This window comes from Leptolyngbya sp. CCNP1308, assembly GCF_034932455.1.
Classification (GTDB): Bacteria; Cyanobacteriota; Cyanobacteriia; order Phormidesmidales; family Phormidesmidaceae; genus Nodosilinea.
Genome location: NZ_JAYGIH010000075.1, coordinates 181359 through 196334, shown reverse-complemented (window position 1 = coordinate 196334; position 14976 = coordinate 181359). Strand labels below are relative to the sequence as shown.

Genomic DNA, 14976 nt, shown 5'->3' with positions numbered 1-14976 from the left:
TTCACAGCCGATATGCTCAAATCTAGCTGCTGCCTTCGATGAAAGTCGCGATCGCGATAGGTTTCTTTCAGGTTCGTTGCGGATGTTTAGAATCGGCTACCTGAGGCATCGCGTCAGGTAGCCTGCCGTTTTGCCGACACTGGTTTAGATAGAATGCAGGGCATACTGACCCTAACCTGTAGTTCTCTGTAGGCCGCATGGCGATTAAACCTATTCAGTACGAAACGCTGCTCTCGGTCTGTACCGATCACGAGGGGGCATTGGAACTGCTCAAGCACCATCGCCCCTACCTAGAGGCCGTGCCCAGCATGCGACGCCCTGAGGAGAGTGTGATCACGCTGCCGCTGCCCAACGTTCGCATTCGCGACGGGGTGCACCTCAATCCCCACAGCCAAAGTATCGCCACTGGATCCGTAGTGACGCTGCCCTGCGATGTCGCTCTGCTGATGTGCGACCCCGAGTGGAAGATTAAGACGGGGATTGAAATTTTTGTCTACATTCACCGCCCCCAAGAAGACTTTTCAGACCTGCTGATGCGGTGGCGGCACACGCAGATTCTGGTCGATCGCGGCTACGAGTGGCTGCTGCCCCAGCGCTACGAGCACCTGCTCAGCGACGGCACCGACAAGACCCATCCTCTGTTTGTGGTGTTTCCTGAAACGCCGGGGCACATTCTCCAAGGCCTGCGGGGAGCCGGTCTGCCGACCGTACTCCTCTCCTCTGATGCTGAGGCTGAACCTGTCGGGGAAGATCCCAGCACCCTCGATATTGGCGACATTCCCGAGCTAGACGACATTGACACCAGCGCCCTAGAATCTCCCGATGAGTAAGCGCTGGGGTTTCTTTCAGTCTCCAATGTGGGTTTGGGGACGATGGTTTTTGCTGGTTTTTTTGGCCCTGCGCATCGCCTTTTGGCTGACGGCATTCCCTAACCCTGACGAAGCCTACTACTGGCTGTGGGGGCAGCGACCGGGCTTTTCCTACTACGACCATCCGCCTTTTCACGCTTGGGTGCAGGGCGTGTTTGGGGCGGTGCTGGGCCGGTCTGCTCTAGTGCTCCGGCTGCCTAACGCCATCAGCAGCGGAATTTTGGGGTTCACGGTCTACCACATCTGCCGCTACCTCTACGGCGACCAAGCCAGCGATCGCACCTGGCTGGTCATCCTGCTCGGTCTGTCATCGCCATTATTTTTTTGGTACTTGGGTCTGGCCTGGCACGACCACTGGCTGGTGACCTTTGCGATGATCAGCAGCTTTTTATTCGTGCGCTATATGGATAGCACCGTGGAAAGCCCCGGCCAGGGCAGTGGGCGAGATCTCTATGGTGCCGCCGTTTTTCTCGGCCTGGCGGGGCTGTGTAAGTACAACGCGGTGTTTGTGGGGCTGGGCTTTTTGGCGCTGATTTTGACCGATCGCCAGCGGTGGTCGGCGCTGCGCGATCGCCGCCTCTACCTGGCCCTGGGCCTACTCTTGCTGGTACTCTCGCCAATTTTGATTTGGAATATTCACCACGACTTCTTTTCGTTTCGGTTTTACCGCGATCGCACCGCCGGAGGTGGCCTCAGCCTCAACCTGCTTCAACCCGTGGTGTTTCTGGCCCTGTGTGGGCTCATCCTCGGCCCCATCCAGTCTTGGAGCATTATTCGCCTACTTCGGCGGCGGGGCAAGACGGCGACAGGTCGAGAATCCTGCTATCCGGCCCTGGCCCTGTGGATTTTTGGCCTGTCTACGGCGGCCTTTGCAGCCCTCTCTACCGTCTCTGTAGCGCTGTTTTACTGGAATATTTTGGCCTATCCGCTGCTGTTTCCCCTGCTGAGCGATCAGTTTTATCGGCCCCAATGGTCAAAGCCGGTGCGGGCTGGGCAGCTGGCGATCGCCCAATTCCTAGGCTTATTTGCTGCTACCGTCCTGGTCACTTACTACACCGTGATCCCCTTCGGTACATTCTTTGGCGCAGTGGATCCCGATGGTGCCGCGCTCTTTGGCTGGCCCCAGGTCGCCCGCACCGTAGCAGCCCAAGCCAACGACCTCGACGATCCTCTGCTGCTCACCACCGACTACCGCTCGGCCTCGGCCCTGGCCTACGCTCTCAACAACCCCAATGTGCTAGCCATCTCAGGTCGCCTCGATCAGTTCGACTTTTGGTACGATGCCACTGCTCTAGAGGGGCGCGATGCCGTGCTGCTGGGCGAAGCCTGGCACCCCATCTGCCCCACCCATTTGGCCATGTTCGACCGCACAGATCCGCCAGAAACGCTCGAAGTGCGCCGATTTGGCCAGGTGCTGCAAACCTATGAAGTAGTTCAGGGCTACGGATTTAGGGCCGGGCCAGAGGACTATCCGCTGAGCCCGAACTACCCCTTAGCATTTACCCGTAATGGGGAGCATTGCCTTCCAGAGTAGAGGGGGATTTAAGCCCCAACCTCAAACCCGGTGTCCCTAAAAGAACATCAGGCCAAATTCCCTGCAACCCTTTCCCCAAGGCAATCGCGGCCTGCGCTTGGCCCGTTGCCGCCACAATCCGCTAGAATGGTGAAGCTCAAGCCCTCGGGTTTGGGCTCCTTTAGCAGTAATGTTTTGGGAGGTGGGTCGAGGCCCACTTTTTTATTGGCATTCTTTCGCGTATTAGATGGTACATCCCCTGATTCCCCAGGTGCTTGAACTGGTGGCCCCCGTTGCCCAAGAGCTAGGGCTAGAAGTGGTGGAAGCGGTTTTTCACACCAACCAGTCTCCGCCCGTGCTGCGCATCGACGTGCGCAGTTTAGAAAACGAAGACACCGGCCTGGATGACTGCGAAAAAATGAGCCAGGCCCTCGAAGCCGTACTCGATACCACCGACATCATTCCCGATGCCTACGTGCTGGAAGTGTCGAGCCCAGGGGTTTCTGCCGACCTCGAAACCGATCGCGACTTCGTGGTGTTTAAGGGGTTTATGGTCGAAGTTGCCCTGGCCAAGGAGCACAAGGGCAAAAAACAGTGGGTCGGCCAATTGGTGCGCCGCGACGACGAAGCCGTGGTGCTCAGCCAGAAAGGAAAATCAATTTCCCTCCCCCGCGATCTAGTTCAGACGGTGGAGTTGAGCGACCAGAGTCCTGACTAGTAGGGCCAGATCCGCCGGGCTCAGTTCTGCCCCAAGCCGAGCTTAAGGCCGATACAGATTTATTGCTTAGAAGATTTATTGTCCAAAGGTGAGTGGTTATGTCGTTAGTAAGTCTGCCCAATTTGCAGGAAATGATTGATACCATTAGCCGCGAGCGCAACCTGCCCAAGCACGCGGTCGAAAATGCCCTGCGCGAGGCGCTGCTCAAAGGCTACGAGCGCTACCGCCGCACCCGCGAAATCGATACCCACTTCGACGAAGAGTACTTCAACAACTTTGATATTGAGCTTGATGTAGACGACTACGATGACCAGGGGTTTCGGGTGCTGGCCACCAAAACTATTGTTGAGGAAGTTACCAGCCAAGACCATGAGATCTCCCTCTCGGAGGTGCGCGAAGTCGCCCCCGAGGCCCAGGCTGGCGACACGGTGGTGCTTGATGTCACTCCCGACCAGCGCGACTTTGGCCGCATGGCCGCCATTCAAACCAAACAGGTATTGGCCCAAAAGCTGCGCGACCAGCAGCGCAAGCTCGTTCAAGAAGAATTCCAAGACCTCGAAGGCAGCATTCTCTCGGCGCGAGTGCTGCGGTTTGAGCGGCAGTCGGTGATTATGGCGGTCGTCAGCGGCGTGGGCCAGCCCGAGGTCGAGGCCGAGCTGCTCAAGCGCGACCAGCTTCCCAACGACAACTACCGGGCCAACGCCACCTTCCGCGTAGCGCTCAAAAAAGTCTCCGAAGGCTCTCACCGTGGCCCCCAGCTGCTGGTATCGCGGGCCGATGCCGCGCTGGTGGTCGAGCTCTTCACCAATGAAGTGCCCGAAATTGAGGACGAAATCGTTCGCATTGTGGCCGTCGCGCGGGAGGCTAACCCCCCGTCGCGCTCCGTTGGCCCCCGCACGAAGATCGCCGTAGACACTCTAGAGCGCGATGTGGATCCAGTTGGTGCCTGTATCGGTGCGCGGGGATCGCGTATTCAGGTGGTGGTCAACGAGCTGCGGGGCGAAAAAATTGACGTCATTCGCTGGTCGCCCGACCCGGCCACCTACATCTCCAATGCCCTCAGCCCCGCCCGGGTGGACGAGGTGCGCCTGGTCAACCCCGACGATCGCCAGGCCCATGTGCTGGTGCCCGAAGACCAGCTCAGCCTGGCGATCGGCAAAGAAGGCCAAAACGTGCGCTTAGCCGCCCGCCTCACCGGCTGGAAGATCGATATCAAAGACTCTGGCAAGTATGACTACGATGAAGAAGACCGCAAGATGGCTGCGCTAGTGGCCGCCCGCGAAGAAGCCGCCCGCGAAGCCGCAGAACTAGCAGCGGAAGAAGCTGAGGCAGCGGAATGGAGGGCGAAGGCGGCGGCAGAACGGGCCGCCGCTGAGGCCAGAGCCGCGGGCTTAGACCTCGATGAAGCACCCGTTGGGGAGGACGAGTTGGAAACAGCACCTCTCCCCGATGCTGAGTACGATGCCGACTCCCCAGAGCCCGCTGCTGAGGAGTCCAGGTTAGAAGCGCCTATGGCTGAGGCTGATGAGCCCGCCGCCGATTCTGAAGAAGAGGAGGCGCTAGAGGAAGAGCCCCTGGCAGACGAAAGCCCAGCAGCGATCGCAGAGGAGGAATAAGTTCTGGAGAAAGCTCCCTATGCAACCCAACTATCGACGCTGTGCCAGCTGTCGGCGGGTCGGGCCCAAGGCCGAGTTTTGGCGAGTGGTGCGAGTTTACCCCGATCGCACAGTGCGCATCGGGGACGGCATGGGGCGATCGGCCTACCTCTGCCCCCAGGCCGCCTGTCTGCGCCAGGCCCAAAAGAAAAGCCGCCTCGGGCGAGCCTTAAAAGTCAACGTGCCAGCGGAAATTTACCAGCGACTCTGGCACCAGCTAGAGGAGGCAGCGGCAAAATCGGCGGCGATCGCCCCGCCGCCTGGCCCCAAGGTTTAAGCTAGAGAGTGTTAAGGGAAAAAATTGAGCCGTCGGGAGACTTTACCAAAAATTTTTGCAACTGAATTGTCCCTAGACGCGATCTCTCTGAGATTCTGTTCATTGGGGAAGCAACTGATTAAACTCATAGTATGGGTATCTAACTGGCCCCCCTGGGCGTCAGTTAACTTGCTTGAGGTCCCATGTCCACCTAGCCTTGGTTTACAATGCCAAGCTAGGGCTAACGTATTCGTCAGAATGGTTTGATGTCGTTTTGTTGGACGAAGCAGGTTGGTTTATGTAAGTAACAAGCTTGACTAGCGTAGGGAGATGTGGATGAACGGCAAAGTGAGAATTTACGAGTTATCAAAGGAATTGGATTTGGATAACAAAGACATCTTGGCGATCGCAAGTCGCTTAGACATTGCCGTGAAGAGTCACAGCAGCACTATCGCAGAGTCAGAAGCTGACCAAATTCGTTCAGCGGCCCGTCAGTCTCGCGCCAGTGGCGGTGCCACTCGGCCCAATGCTGCGCCAGATCGCTCTGCCAGTCGGCCCCGACCAGCAGCCCCGGTTAAAAATGGCGCTCGGCCCGAACGCAAACAGCAAATTTTAGAAATTCGCCGTCATCGGGTTACCCCCAAGGCTGACGGCGAGGCTAGTGCTCCCACCCCCAATGCTCCCACTCCGAGCGCTCCTGCCCCGAGTGCAAGTCGGCCAGCCCGTCCTGCTGGCGATACGCTGTCCCAGCCTCCAAGCCGTCCTGGGGAGGCTGCCACGGCCGCTCAGCCCGACCTCAAGCCCAAGCCGCCGGTATCGCCCAACCGCCCTAGCGCCAATGCTCCTGACGAGAACACCGTCGAGGCTGTGGAAGCCGTCGCCGTTGAACCGGCTGCTGAGACCCCGACTCCCCCAGTTAAGCCGAGGCCAGAGCTGGTGGGGCCGGTATCTCGAGCTCGTGCCGACCATGACGATAGCCAGGTACAGGTGATTGTTCCCGAAGGAGCCCGTCCCCCTCGCCCGGTCATTCGCCGCCCCGAAAGCCGCAGTCCCGAGAACCGCGGGTCTGAGGGCCGTGCAGCCGATGGCACTGGCGCACCACGTCCCACCATTCCCATTCGCGAAATTGACGCGGGCGAAGATGTCACCCGGCTCAAGCCTAAGCCCAAACTGCGGCGGCCCAATGCCGATGCCGAAACCGCTAGAGCCGAAACCGCTGCCCGCACCGAGACCCCTCCCGGCAACGATTCAATCTCTGTGCTTGGGGTCGGCGGTCTTGACGATCATCCCCGTCGCCCTTCGCCGCCGCGCCACAAGCGCGAAGAGCGCGAAGACGAAGATGACGATCAAAAGATGCGCGAAAAGGCCAGCAAGGTCGGCAAGACCAAGCGGCGAGGCCAAGGTGTGCTGGGCGAAGACGACGAAGACCTCGATGTTCTAGTCAATGAGCTAGATGAAGACGAGGAGCAGGCCACCGATGCCCAAAACCTGAGTATTTCTCTAGCTCGCCCACCAAAACCCAAGAGTGCGGGCGGTGCTAAGCCGTCATCGCCGACCAAGAGCCACAAGCCCCAGCATCGCGACAGTAGTAGTAGCGGCGGCGGTCGCTCTCGTCGCGGTCGCCGTGGCGAGTCGCAGCCCACCCAAGAGCGTCCAGAGTTCATCGTGCTTTCTGAAGGACTAACTGTCCATGAGCTCGCCGAGCAAATCCTAGTGCCCGAAACAGAGCTGATTAAGTCGCTGTTCTTCAAAGGCATTGCTGCCAATATCAATCAAACCCTCGACATCGAAACCGCCAAAATGGTGGCCGAAGAGTTTGAGGTCATGGTCGAAACCAGCGAAGTCGAGTCAGAGGCCAAAAAGGTTACGGAAATGATCGATGAGGCTGACCTCGAAAGCCTCAAGCGCCGGCCACCAGTGGTTACCATCATGGGCCACGTTGACCACGGTAAAACCACTCTGCTCGACTCTATCCGCAAGACCAAGGTGGCCCAGGGCGAAGCTGGCGGCATCACCCAGCACATCGGCGCTTACCACGTCGATGTTGACCACGCGGGCACGTCTCATCAGATTGTGTTCCTAGACACCCCCGGCCACGAGGCCTTTACTGCCATGCGAGCGCGGGGTACCCGAGTGACCGACATCGCCATTTTGGTGGTGGCGGCCGACGACGGCGTGCGTCCCCAGACCATTGAGGCCATTAGTCACGCTAAGGCCGCCGAAGTGCCGCTGATTGTAGCCATCAACAAGGTCGATAAAGAGACTGCCAACCCCGATCGCGTCAAGCAAGAGCTCATGGAGCACGGCCTAGTACCTGAGGAATGGGGCGGCGACACTATTATGGTGCCGGTGAGCGCCCTGTCTGGCGAAAACCTCGACAGCCTGCTGGAGATGATTGTGCTGGTCGCTGAGGTAGAAGACCTCCAGGCCAATCCCGACCGTCTGGCTCGCGGTACCGTAATTGAGGCCAATCTCGATAAGGCGCGCGGCCCGGTCGCTACCCTGCTGATCCAGAACGGTACGCTGCGGGTGGGCGATTCCCTGGTGGCTGGCCCGATCTTGGGCAAAGTCAAGGCCATGCTCGACGATCGCCTGAAGCGCGTTAAGGTTGCCGGCCCATCCTTTGCCGTCGAGGTGTTGGGTCTCAACGATGTCCCCGCCGCAGGGGACGAGTTCGAGGTCTATTCGGACGAGAAAACCGCCCGAGCTGTGGCCGACAAGCGTATGCTTGAGCAACGCCAGTCGCGCCTACAGCAGTCGATGGCTTCTCGTCGTGTGACCCTCAACACCATCTCGGCCCAGGTTCAGGAGGGCGATCTCAAAGACCTCAACCTGCTGCTCAAGGCCGACGTGCAGGGTTCCATCGAAGCTATTCTGGCGGCGCTCCAGCAGCTGCCCCAGAACGAAGTGCAAATTCGAGTGTTGCTGGCTGCCCCTGGCGAAATCAGCGAAACCGATGTTGACCTAGCGGCTGCCAGTGGCGCGGTGATCGTCGGTTTCAACACCACCCTGGCTCCTGGGGCGCGGCAGTCTGCCGATCGCCTCGGGGTAGACGTGCGCGACTATGAGGTGATCTACAACCTCCTCGACGACATCCAGGGTGCCATGGAAGGTCTCCTCGATCCCGAAATGGTCGAAGAACCCCTGGGTCAGGTGGAAGTGCGCGCGGTGTTCCCTGTGCGCAAAGGTGCGGTTGCTGGTTGTTACGTGCTTTCGGGTAAGGTGACTCGCAACTGTAACCTGCGGGTAGTGCGCGGTGGCGAGGTGGTCTACACCGGCAAGCTCGACTCCCTCAAGCGCATGAAAGAAGATGCCAAAGACGTGGCCTCCGGGTTTGAGTGCGGCATCGGCATCGACAACTTCAGCGACTGGAAAGAGGGCGACATTATCGACGCCTTCAAGATGGTTACGAAGCGTCGCACCCTGGCCATGGCTTAGGTCAAAGGCGGGTGCCCTGACAAGAGGCACCCGCAGGCGACAATGTAGATACAACGGAGTAAACAATGGCACCCTGGCGCTACGATCCCTATCTGTGGGTACATTTGGCCGGACTGGCTACGGTACCTCTGTGGATCGATCTGTGCCTGCTAGGCCTGGCGGTGGGCAACCCAACTCTGCCAGAGCTAGAGCTGAGTGTCATCGTGGCCTTGGGTGTACTGCCGGTGCTGGTCATGCAGCTGTTGCAGCCTTTCTACATTTTTAGTTTGCCAGGGCTGGCGGTGAAGCCCACTGCGCTGCAAGACGATCAGCGTCGTCTGTTGAGTCAGTTTCGCCGGTGGCGGGTGCGTTTGGGAGCGCTGCTGGTGCCGGTACCGCTGGTGTGGGGTTTGCTAAAGCTTTATCCCCTGGCGTTTTTGGTTCGAGACCTGACGCCCTTTGGCGATTGGGGACGGCTGGGCGGATTGGCGATCGCTGTTCTAGGCTTTTCAATGGCCAACCTGTTTCTGCAGATACCCGTCGCTGTACTCCAGGTGTTAGCTACGCCGAGCCGCACCATGGCAGGCATTTCACCCTACCCTGTCCAAACTATTGCCGCTGATTTTACCTGGGTTGGGCTACCGATCGGCAGAATTCTACCTGACTTAGTCCCTCGACAGAGCGCTGATTTGGCTGCTCCACTATCAGCGGAGGTTCTGGAGGCTGAAGAGCCGGAAGCGGCAATAGCTCTGAATGCTAAGCATGACGATATGGCTGAAACTGAGCCGGCCCTAACACCTAATGTTGAGGAGGTCGAACCGATCGACGCTGAAGACTCGATCACCGGCGAAAGGGCAATGGGTTTGCCAGATGCCGCTTCGGAGGTATTCGTAGACGTTGCTGACCCAGAGGAGTCAGCGAATTCTGCCACCAAAGCCGATCTCGGGGATGACAACGCCGTGGGCGACTACTGGCCTTTGCGTCACCCAGAGGCTGATGGATCCGGCGACGACGTAGATTACCGAAACGACGCCGACTCTCCACAGTCCTTGCCTGCGATCGCAGACATCTATCCCACTATCCGCTAGGGGTATGGCTCACCGCCCATAGATATCTATCAGCGCTTGATACTGTGGTCTTTGGCACAATAGCAGTGGGGTGGTTGCGCTATCTTATAAAGAGTATTCTAATGATCAGAGTTTTTGCTGGCTCGCAGATAGATTGAGCGGCCCTGGACAGTAGAAGAACCTAAGGTTTTGACAGTTATCCGCAACTCTTTAGAGGCAGCTATGGCCGTAACTCGCTCTGTAAACTCCATGCAGCTTTCTGAACACGCCCGCATCTGGTTCAGCCTCAAGTCTGCGATCGCCAGCAGCTCTGGCTTCAAGAGCTGGAAGGGCGAGCTGCCCGCCACCGAGGCCGAAACCGCTCCCCTAGACCAACTCGTGCGTCGCTACCTGCGCGAAACTCTAGAAACCCTGGCTTACTAAACCCTGTAGTACTGCTGATACCAGTCCACAAACTGCTGGATGCCCGCTTCAATGGGGGTGCTGGGGGCAAAGCCCACATCGGTCATCAGGTCGCTAACATCGGCGTAGGTGGCAGGCACATCGCCAGGCTGCATGCCGCAGAATTCAGTTTGGGCCGTCTTGCCCAGAGCCGCCTCAATGACTTCAATAAAGCGCATTAGCTCCACGGGTTGGTGATTGCCAATGTTGTAGATTTTGTAGGGAGCCTGGCTGTCGCTGTTGGGGTCTGTGCTAGAGGTAGGGATGTGGGTCATCACCCGCACGACCCCTTCCACTACGTCATCGATGTAGGTGAAATCGCGTTTCATCTGGCCCTGGTTAAACACCTGAATGGGGCGATCGCCCAAAATTGCCTCTACAAACTTGAAGTAGGCCATGTCGGGTCGTCCCCAGGGGCCGTACACCGTAAAAAATCGCAGCCCCGTGGTGGGAATTTGATACAGGCTGCTGTAGGCGTGGGCCATCAGCTCGTTGGCCTTTTTGGTGGCAGCATAGAGCGACACCGGATGGTCAACGCGGTCATCCACCGAAAACGGCACCTTACGATTGGCCCCATAGACCGAGCTAGATGAGGCAAACACCAAGTGCTCAACCCCCATCATGCGGCAGCCCTCCAGCAAATTGAGAAACCCCGACAGGTTGCTGTCGGAGTAGGCGAAGGGGTTTTCTAGCGAGTAGCGCACCCCCGCCTGGGCCGCCAGGTGAATGACGTACTGAAATTGGTGACTGCGAAACAGGGCCAGCATACCCGCGCGATCGAACAGATCGAGCTGCTCAAAGGTAAAGCCGTCGTCGGGGGTGAGTTGGGTTAAGCGATCGCGCTTCAGGCCGACATCGTAGTAGTCGTTGAGATTGTCAATGCCGTAGACCTGCTGCCCGCCGTCTAACAGCCGCCGGGCGACAAAGGAACCGACAAACCCCGCTACCCCAGTAACCAGTACAGCGATGACCGTAGCCTCCTAGGGCCAGAAACTTGCATTCAAACTAACGCCAGTAGAGTACCCAGCGAGCGCCAAAATCTTAAGTCTTTTGCCTAATTTGGCCTCTGGCAGCCCTCGCAACAAGCCATTGCCGTCATCGGTGCTAGGATCAGGCCAAAGAAACCAAGAGAATGGCAAGAGAGAAAGGACGTAGTCGTACATGCAAGAATTTGAAAAAACAATCTCCTTCGGTGGTCGCGATATTCACCTGAGGGGAGGGCTGTTGGCTCCCCAGGCGGGGGGCGCAGTATTGGTACAGTCGGGTGAGACGGCGGTTTTGGTAACTGCAACCCGCTCAGCAGGTCGTCAGGGCATCGACTTTTTGCCCCTGCTGGTTGACTACGAAGAGCGTCTCTACGCCGCCGGACGCATTCCCGGCGGGTTTTTGCGTCGGGAGGGCCGTCCTCCGGAGCGAGCTACTCTGATTTGTCGCCTCATCGATCGCCCCATGCGTCCCCTGTTTCCCCAGTGGCTGCGCGACGACATTCAAATTGTCGCCACTACCCTGGCTATGGATGAGCAGGTGCCCCCTGATGTATTGGCGGCAACTGGCGCATCGATCGCAGTGCTGCTAGCCAAAATTCCCTTTTACGGCCCTATGGCCGCGGTGCGTGTAGGTCTCGTAGGCGATGATTTCATCATCAACCCCACCTACAAAGAAGTTGAAACCGGCGATCTAGATCTGATCGTAGCGGGTTCTCCTGACGGTGTGATCATGGTGGAGGCTGGAGCCAACCAGCTGCCCGAGGCCGATGTAATTGAGGCCATCGACTTTGGCTACGAGGTTGTACAGGATCTGATCAAAGCTCAGCTAGAGCTGATCAAAGAGCTGGGAATCGAGATCGTCACCGAGCAAGAGCCCGAAACCGACCCCACCCTGGCCACCTTCATCGAAGAGAAAACTGCCGCCGACATTAAAGAGGTGCTGAAGCAGTTCAGCCTTACCAAGCCTGAGCGCGATGAAAAGCTCGATGCCATTAAGGCGGAGCTAGCCAACGCCATTGATGCCCTAGAGGACGATAGCTCGATCAAGATGGCCGTGGCCGAAAACGGTAAAGCCTTGGGCAATACCTATAAGTCGGTGACTAAAAAGCTGATGCGTCAGCAGATTGTCGCTGAGAAGGTGCGGGTTGATGGTCGCCAGCTCGACGAGGTGCGGCCAATCTCCTGCCGAGTGGGGCTTTTGCCCAAGCGGGTGCACGGCACCGGGCTATTTCAGCGTGGCCTCACCCAGGTGATGTCGGTGGCTACCCTGGGCACCCCTGGCGATGCCCAGATGATGGATGACCTCCACCCTGACGAAGAAAAGCGCTATCTGCACCACTACAACTTCCCTCCCTACTCGGTGGGTGAAACTCGGCCGATGCGATCGCCCGGTCGCCGCGAAATCGGCCACGGCGCTCTCGCCGAGCGTGCCCTAGTGCCGGTATTGCCCTCCAAGGAAGACTTTCCCTACGTGATTCGGGTTGTGTCGGAGGTGCTGTCCTCCAACGGCTCCACCTCTATGGGGTCGGTGTGTGGCTCTACCCTGTCGCTGATGGATGCTGGTGTGCCCATCACCAAGCCCGTCAGCGGGGCGGCCATGGGCTTGATCAAAGAAGGCGACGAGGTGCGCATTCTCACCGACATCCAAGGTATCGAAGACTTTTTGGGCGATATGGACTTCAAAGTCGCCGGTACCGATACGGGCATTACCGCCCTGCAAATGGATATGAAAATCACCGGCCTGCCCCTATCGGTGATTGCCGACGCCATCAACCAGGCTAAGCCCGCCCGCCTGCATATTCTTGAGAAAATGCTGGCCACCATTGACACCCCCAGGGCAGAGCTGTCGCCCTACGCCCCGCGCCTGATCAGCTTCAAGATCGATCCTGAGATGATCGGCATGGTGATAGGCCCCGGCGGCAAGAAGATCAAGGCGATTACCGAGCAGACCGGCGCTAAAGTCGATATCAACGACGACGGCACCGTCACTGTTTCGGCGATCGAAGGCGAAAAAGCCCTCCAGGCCAAGGCCCTGATCGAATCGATCGTCTTTAAGCCTGCCGCAGGCGACGTGTTTGTGGGCAAAGTCACCCGCGTCATTCCCATTGGGGCCTTTGTGGAGTTTATGCCCGGACAGGAGGGGATGGTTCACATTTCGCAGCTAGCCGACTATCGGGTGGCTAAGGTCGAAGACGAAGTCAACGTCGGCGACGAGGTGATCATCAAAGTGCGTGAAATTGACGGTCGCGGTCGGGTTAACCTGACCCGTCTCAACATTCACCCCGACGAAGCGGCGGCGGCCCGTGAAGCTGCTGCTGGGCGTGTATAGGTTGGCCAAGGGGGATTTCCCGTAGGGCACAATGGGCCAAGATTTCCTGCACACAACCTAAGACGGTACGGTTAAAGAACTGTGCTGTTCAGGAGAACTGGACGATGGCTAACCGATTGAGACAGGGTAAGGCTATCGTCCAGTTTTTTGCGCTGCTTACTGTGGTGACGATCGCCATAGGAGCTTGCCAAATTGACATGTCCTTTGGCGAACCACCTGCTGCATCAGGGCAACCGCCCCTGCGCATTTTATTTGTGGGCAATAGCCTCACTTACTACAACGGCGGCATTGACTATCACCTGAAGGGGCTAGAACCCAACCTTCAGATCGAGAGCGTCAGCGAGCCCGGTTATTCCTTCAAAGATCACGCCCGCTCTGACACAACCCTGAGCAGCATTCGCGGTGGCAACTGGACCTACATAATTCTGCAAGACCAAAGCCAACTACCGGTGATTAACCCGTCTTTTGTGGAGTACTACGCCAAGGTACTCAACCAGGAAATTCGCGGTAGCGGGGCGGAACCGATCCTGATGATGACCTGGGAACGGCAAGACAGCCTGGATCAGGGAGTGACGACAAAAAACCTGTCCACCGCCTATGGTGCTCTGGGGAAAATTCTCGGTGCTAGGGTCGCTCCTGTCGGTCTGGCCTTTGACCTCTCTCGCCAAGCTTGGCCCGTGCTGGAACTAGCTGCCCCCGATGCCCACCCGACTATTTACGGCACCTATCTGGCAGCCTGCGTGCTGTACGGGTTTCTGTTAGAGCGCAACCCCGTGGGTAATCCCTACCGAGATGCCTCTATTGCTGCCGATGTTGCCGCCTATCTGCAACGCTGCGCCGCAGAGACCCTTGGCTACGAGTACTAGACCCCAAGGCTCTGGGTTGCGAATCGCTGAGGGGAATTGAATTTGATTCGGGGGTTCTTTTCTTAGTACGATGCAGAGATGCAATTCTGTATATCTAGCCTCTAACCTTAAAACACCGTGCGCAAAATCGTTATCGCTGGCAACTGGAAAATGTACAAGACCCAGGGTGAAACCCTGGACTTTCTGCGCCATTTTCTCGGACAACTCGCCGATACCCCTGACGGGCGTGAAATTGTTCTGTGCGCGCCCTTTACCGCCTTGGGAGCCCTGTCCAAAAGCCTGCACGGAGCCAGAATTAGAGTGGGTGCGCAGAATATTCACTGGATGCCGGAGGGTGCCTTTACCGGCGAAATTTCGGGGGATATGCTGCGAGAGTTAGGGGTGCGCTACGTGATTGTGGGCCACAGCGAGCGCCGTCAGTACTTCGGTGAGACCGATGAAACGGTGAACCTGCGCCTGCGGGCGGCTCAGGAGTGCGGTCTGACCCCAATTCTGTGCGTAGGGGAAACCAAAAGTCAGCGCGATGCTGGCGAAACCCAGGCGTTGATTGCCACCCAGATTGAGAAGGGTCTGGTGGATATCGACCAGAACAATTTGGTCATTGCCTACGAACCGATCTGGGCGATCGGCACGGGCGACACCTGCGAAGCCGCCGATGCCAACCAGGTGATTGGTGGCATTCGCAAGCTGCTGAAAAATCCTGATGTCACTATTCAGTACGGTGGCTCGGTCAAACCCAGCAATGTTGATGAGCTGATGGCCCAGCCCGAAATTGACGGTGCCCTGGTGGGCGGTGCCAGCCTGGAGCCCGACAGCTTTGCCCGTATCGTCAACTTTCAGTGACCTGAGCGCCTACTTT

General features: G+C 58.0%; 12 protein-coding genes. 11 read left to right on the top strand and 1 reads right to left on the bottom strand.

Translation table 11 applies throughout. The annotated features are described in order from the left end of the window. Positions 1 to 197: 197 nt before the first annotated feature. The 8 genes from VB780_RS21115 to VB780_RS21080 all read left to right on the top strand — a co-directional run bounded on the left by VB780_RS21115 (position 198) and on the right by VB780_RS21080 (position 9918). On the top strand, positions 198 to 830 hold the full coding sequence (locus VB780_RS21115; RefSeq protein ID WP_323353154.1) for a hypothetical protein: 633 nt from the start codon (positions 198 to 200) through the stop codon (positions 828 to 830). Further along, on the top strand, positions 823 to 2403 hold the full coding sequence (locus tag VB780_RS21110; RefSeq protein ID WP_323353153.1) for an ArnT family glycosyltransferase: 1581 nt from the start codon (positions 823 to 825) through the stop codon (positions 2401 to 2403). Before VB780_RS21115 ends, VB780_RS21110 begins: the two co-directional genes overlap by 8 nt. Positions 2404 to 2629: 226 nt before the next feature. Next, positions 2630 to 3100 (top strand): ribosome maturation factor RimP, encoded by a 471-nt coding sequence (gene rimP / locus VB780_RS21105; RefSeq protein ID WP_323353152.1) that lies wholly within the window; start codon positions 2630 to 2632, stop codon positions 3098 to 3100. Between the two features lie 98 nt (positions 3101 to 3198). Continuing rightward, positions 3199 to 4716 carry a transcription termination factor NusA gene (nusA, locus tag VB780_RS21100; RefSeq protein WP_323353151.1) on the top strand — a complete coding sequence of 506 codons (1518 nt, stop codon included), beginning with the start codon at positions 3199 to 3201 and terminating at the stop codon, positions 4714 to 4716. 19 nt (positions 4717 to 4735) lie between these two features. Then, on the top strand, positions 4736 to 5032 hold the full coding sequence (locus VB780_RS21095; RefSeq protein ID WP_323353150.1) for a YlxR family protein: 297 nt from the start codon (positions 4736 to 4738) through the stop codon (positions 5030 to 5032). 309 nt (positions 5033 to 5341) lie between these two features. Then, positions 5342 to 8449 (top strand): translation initiation factor IF-2, encoded by a 3108-nt coding sequence (gene infB, locus VB780_RS21090; protein WP_323353149.1) that lies wholly within the window; start codon positions 5342 to 5344, stop codon positions 8447 to 8449. A gap of 65 nt (positions 8450 to 8514) precedes the next feature. Next, positions 8515 to 9516: a low-complexity tail membrane protein gene (locus tag VB780_RS21085; protein WP_323353148.1), complete on the top strand. Its 1002-nt coding sequence runs from the start codon at positions 8515 to 8517 to the stop codon at positions 9514 to 9516. A 201-nt stretch (positions 9517 to 9717) separates the two neighbouring features. Next, positions 9718 to 9918 carry a hypothetical protein gene (locus VB780_RS21080; protein WP_323353147.1) on the top strand — a complete coding sequence of 67 codons (201 nt, stop codon included), beginning with the start codon at positions 9718 to 9720 and terminating at the stop codon, positions 9916 to 9918. Here VB780_RS21080 and VB780_RS21075 read toward each other — a convergent pair. Next, positions 9915 to 10847, bottom strand: coding sequence for an NAD-dependent epimerase/dehydratase family protein (locus tag VB780_RS21075; RefSeq protein ID WP_416349254.1), 933 nt, complete (start codon positions 10845 to 10847; stop codon positions 9915 to 9917). The genes VB780_RS21080 and VB780_RS21075 overlap by 4 nt on opposite strands. 250 nt (positions 10848 to 11097) lie before the next feature. Here VB780_RS21075 and VB780_RS21070 point away from each other — a divergent pair, with 250 nt between their 5' ends. The 3 genes from VB780_RS21070 (at position 11098) to tpiA (ending at position 14960) form a co-directional block, all read left to right on the top strand. Continuing rightward, positions 11098 to 13251, top strand: coding sequence for a polyribonucleotide nucleotidyltransferase (locus tag VB780_RS21070; RefSeq protein WP_323353146.1), 2154 nt, complete (start codon positions 11098 to 11100; stop codon positions 13249 to 13251). Between the two features lie 104 nt (positions 13252 to 13355). Then, the gene (locus VB780_RS21065) at positions 13356 to 14117 is read left to right on the top strand and encodes a DUF4886 domain-containing protein (protein WP_323353145.1); all 762 of its coding nucleotides are present in this window, start codon (positions 13356 to 13358) and stop codon (positions 14115 to 14117) included. A gap of 117 nt (positions 14118 to 14234) precedes the next feature. After that, positions 14235 to 14960 carry a triose-phosphate isomerase gene (tpiA, locus tag VB780_RS21060; RefSeq protein ID WP_323353144.1) on the top strand — a complete coding sequence of 242 codons (726 nt, stop codon included), beginning with the start codon at positions 14235 to 14237 and terminating at the stop codon, positions 14958 to 14960. Positions 14961 to 14976: the final 16 nt, after the last annotated feature.

Bases quoted from the DNA above. Each gene is read 5' to 3' on its own strand.
- VB780_RS21115 (WP_323353154.1), top strand. From the start codon at position 198: ATGGCGATTAAACCTATTCAGTACGAAACGCTGCTCTCGGTCTGTACC.
- VB780_RS21110 (WP_323353153.1), top strand. From the start codon at position 823: ATGAGTAAGCGCTGGGGTTTCTTTCAGTCTCCAATGTGGGTTTGGGGA.
- rimP (WP_323353152.1), top strand. From the start codon at position 2,630: ATGGTACATCCCCTGATTCCCCAGGTGCTTGAACTGGTGGCCCCCGTT.
- nusA (WP_323353151.1), top strand. From the start codon at position 3,199: ATGTCGTTAGTAAGTCTGCCCAATTTGCAGGAAATGATTGATACCATT.
- VB780_RS21095 (WP_323353150.1), top strand. From the start codon at position 4,736: ATGCAACCCAACTATCGACGCTGTGCCAGCTGTCGGCGGGTCGGGCCC.
- infB (WP_323353149.1), top strand. From the start codon at position 5,342: ATGTGGATGAACGGCAAAGTGAGAATTTACGAGTTATCAAAGGAATTG.
- VB780_RS21085 (WP_323353148.1), top strand. From the start codon at position 8,515: ATGGCACCCTGGCGCTACGATCCCTATCTGTGGGTACATTTGGCCGGA.
- VB780_RS21080 (WP_323353147.1), top strand. From the start codon at position 9,718: ATGGCCGTAACTCGCTCTGTAAACTCCATGCAGCTTTCTGAACACGCC.
- VB780_RS21070 (WP_323353146.1), top strand. From the start codon at position 11,098: ATGCAAGAATTTGAAAAAACAATCTCCTTCGGTGGTCGCGATATTCAC.
- VB780_RS21065 (WP_323353145.1), top strand. From the start codon at position 13,356: ATGGCTAACCGATTGAGACAGGGTAAGGCTATCGTCCAGTTTTTTGCG.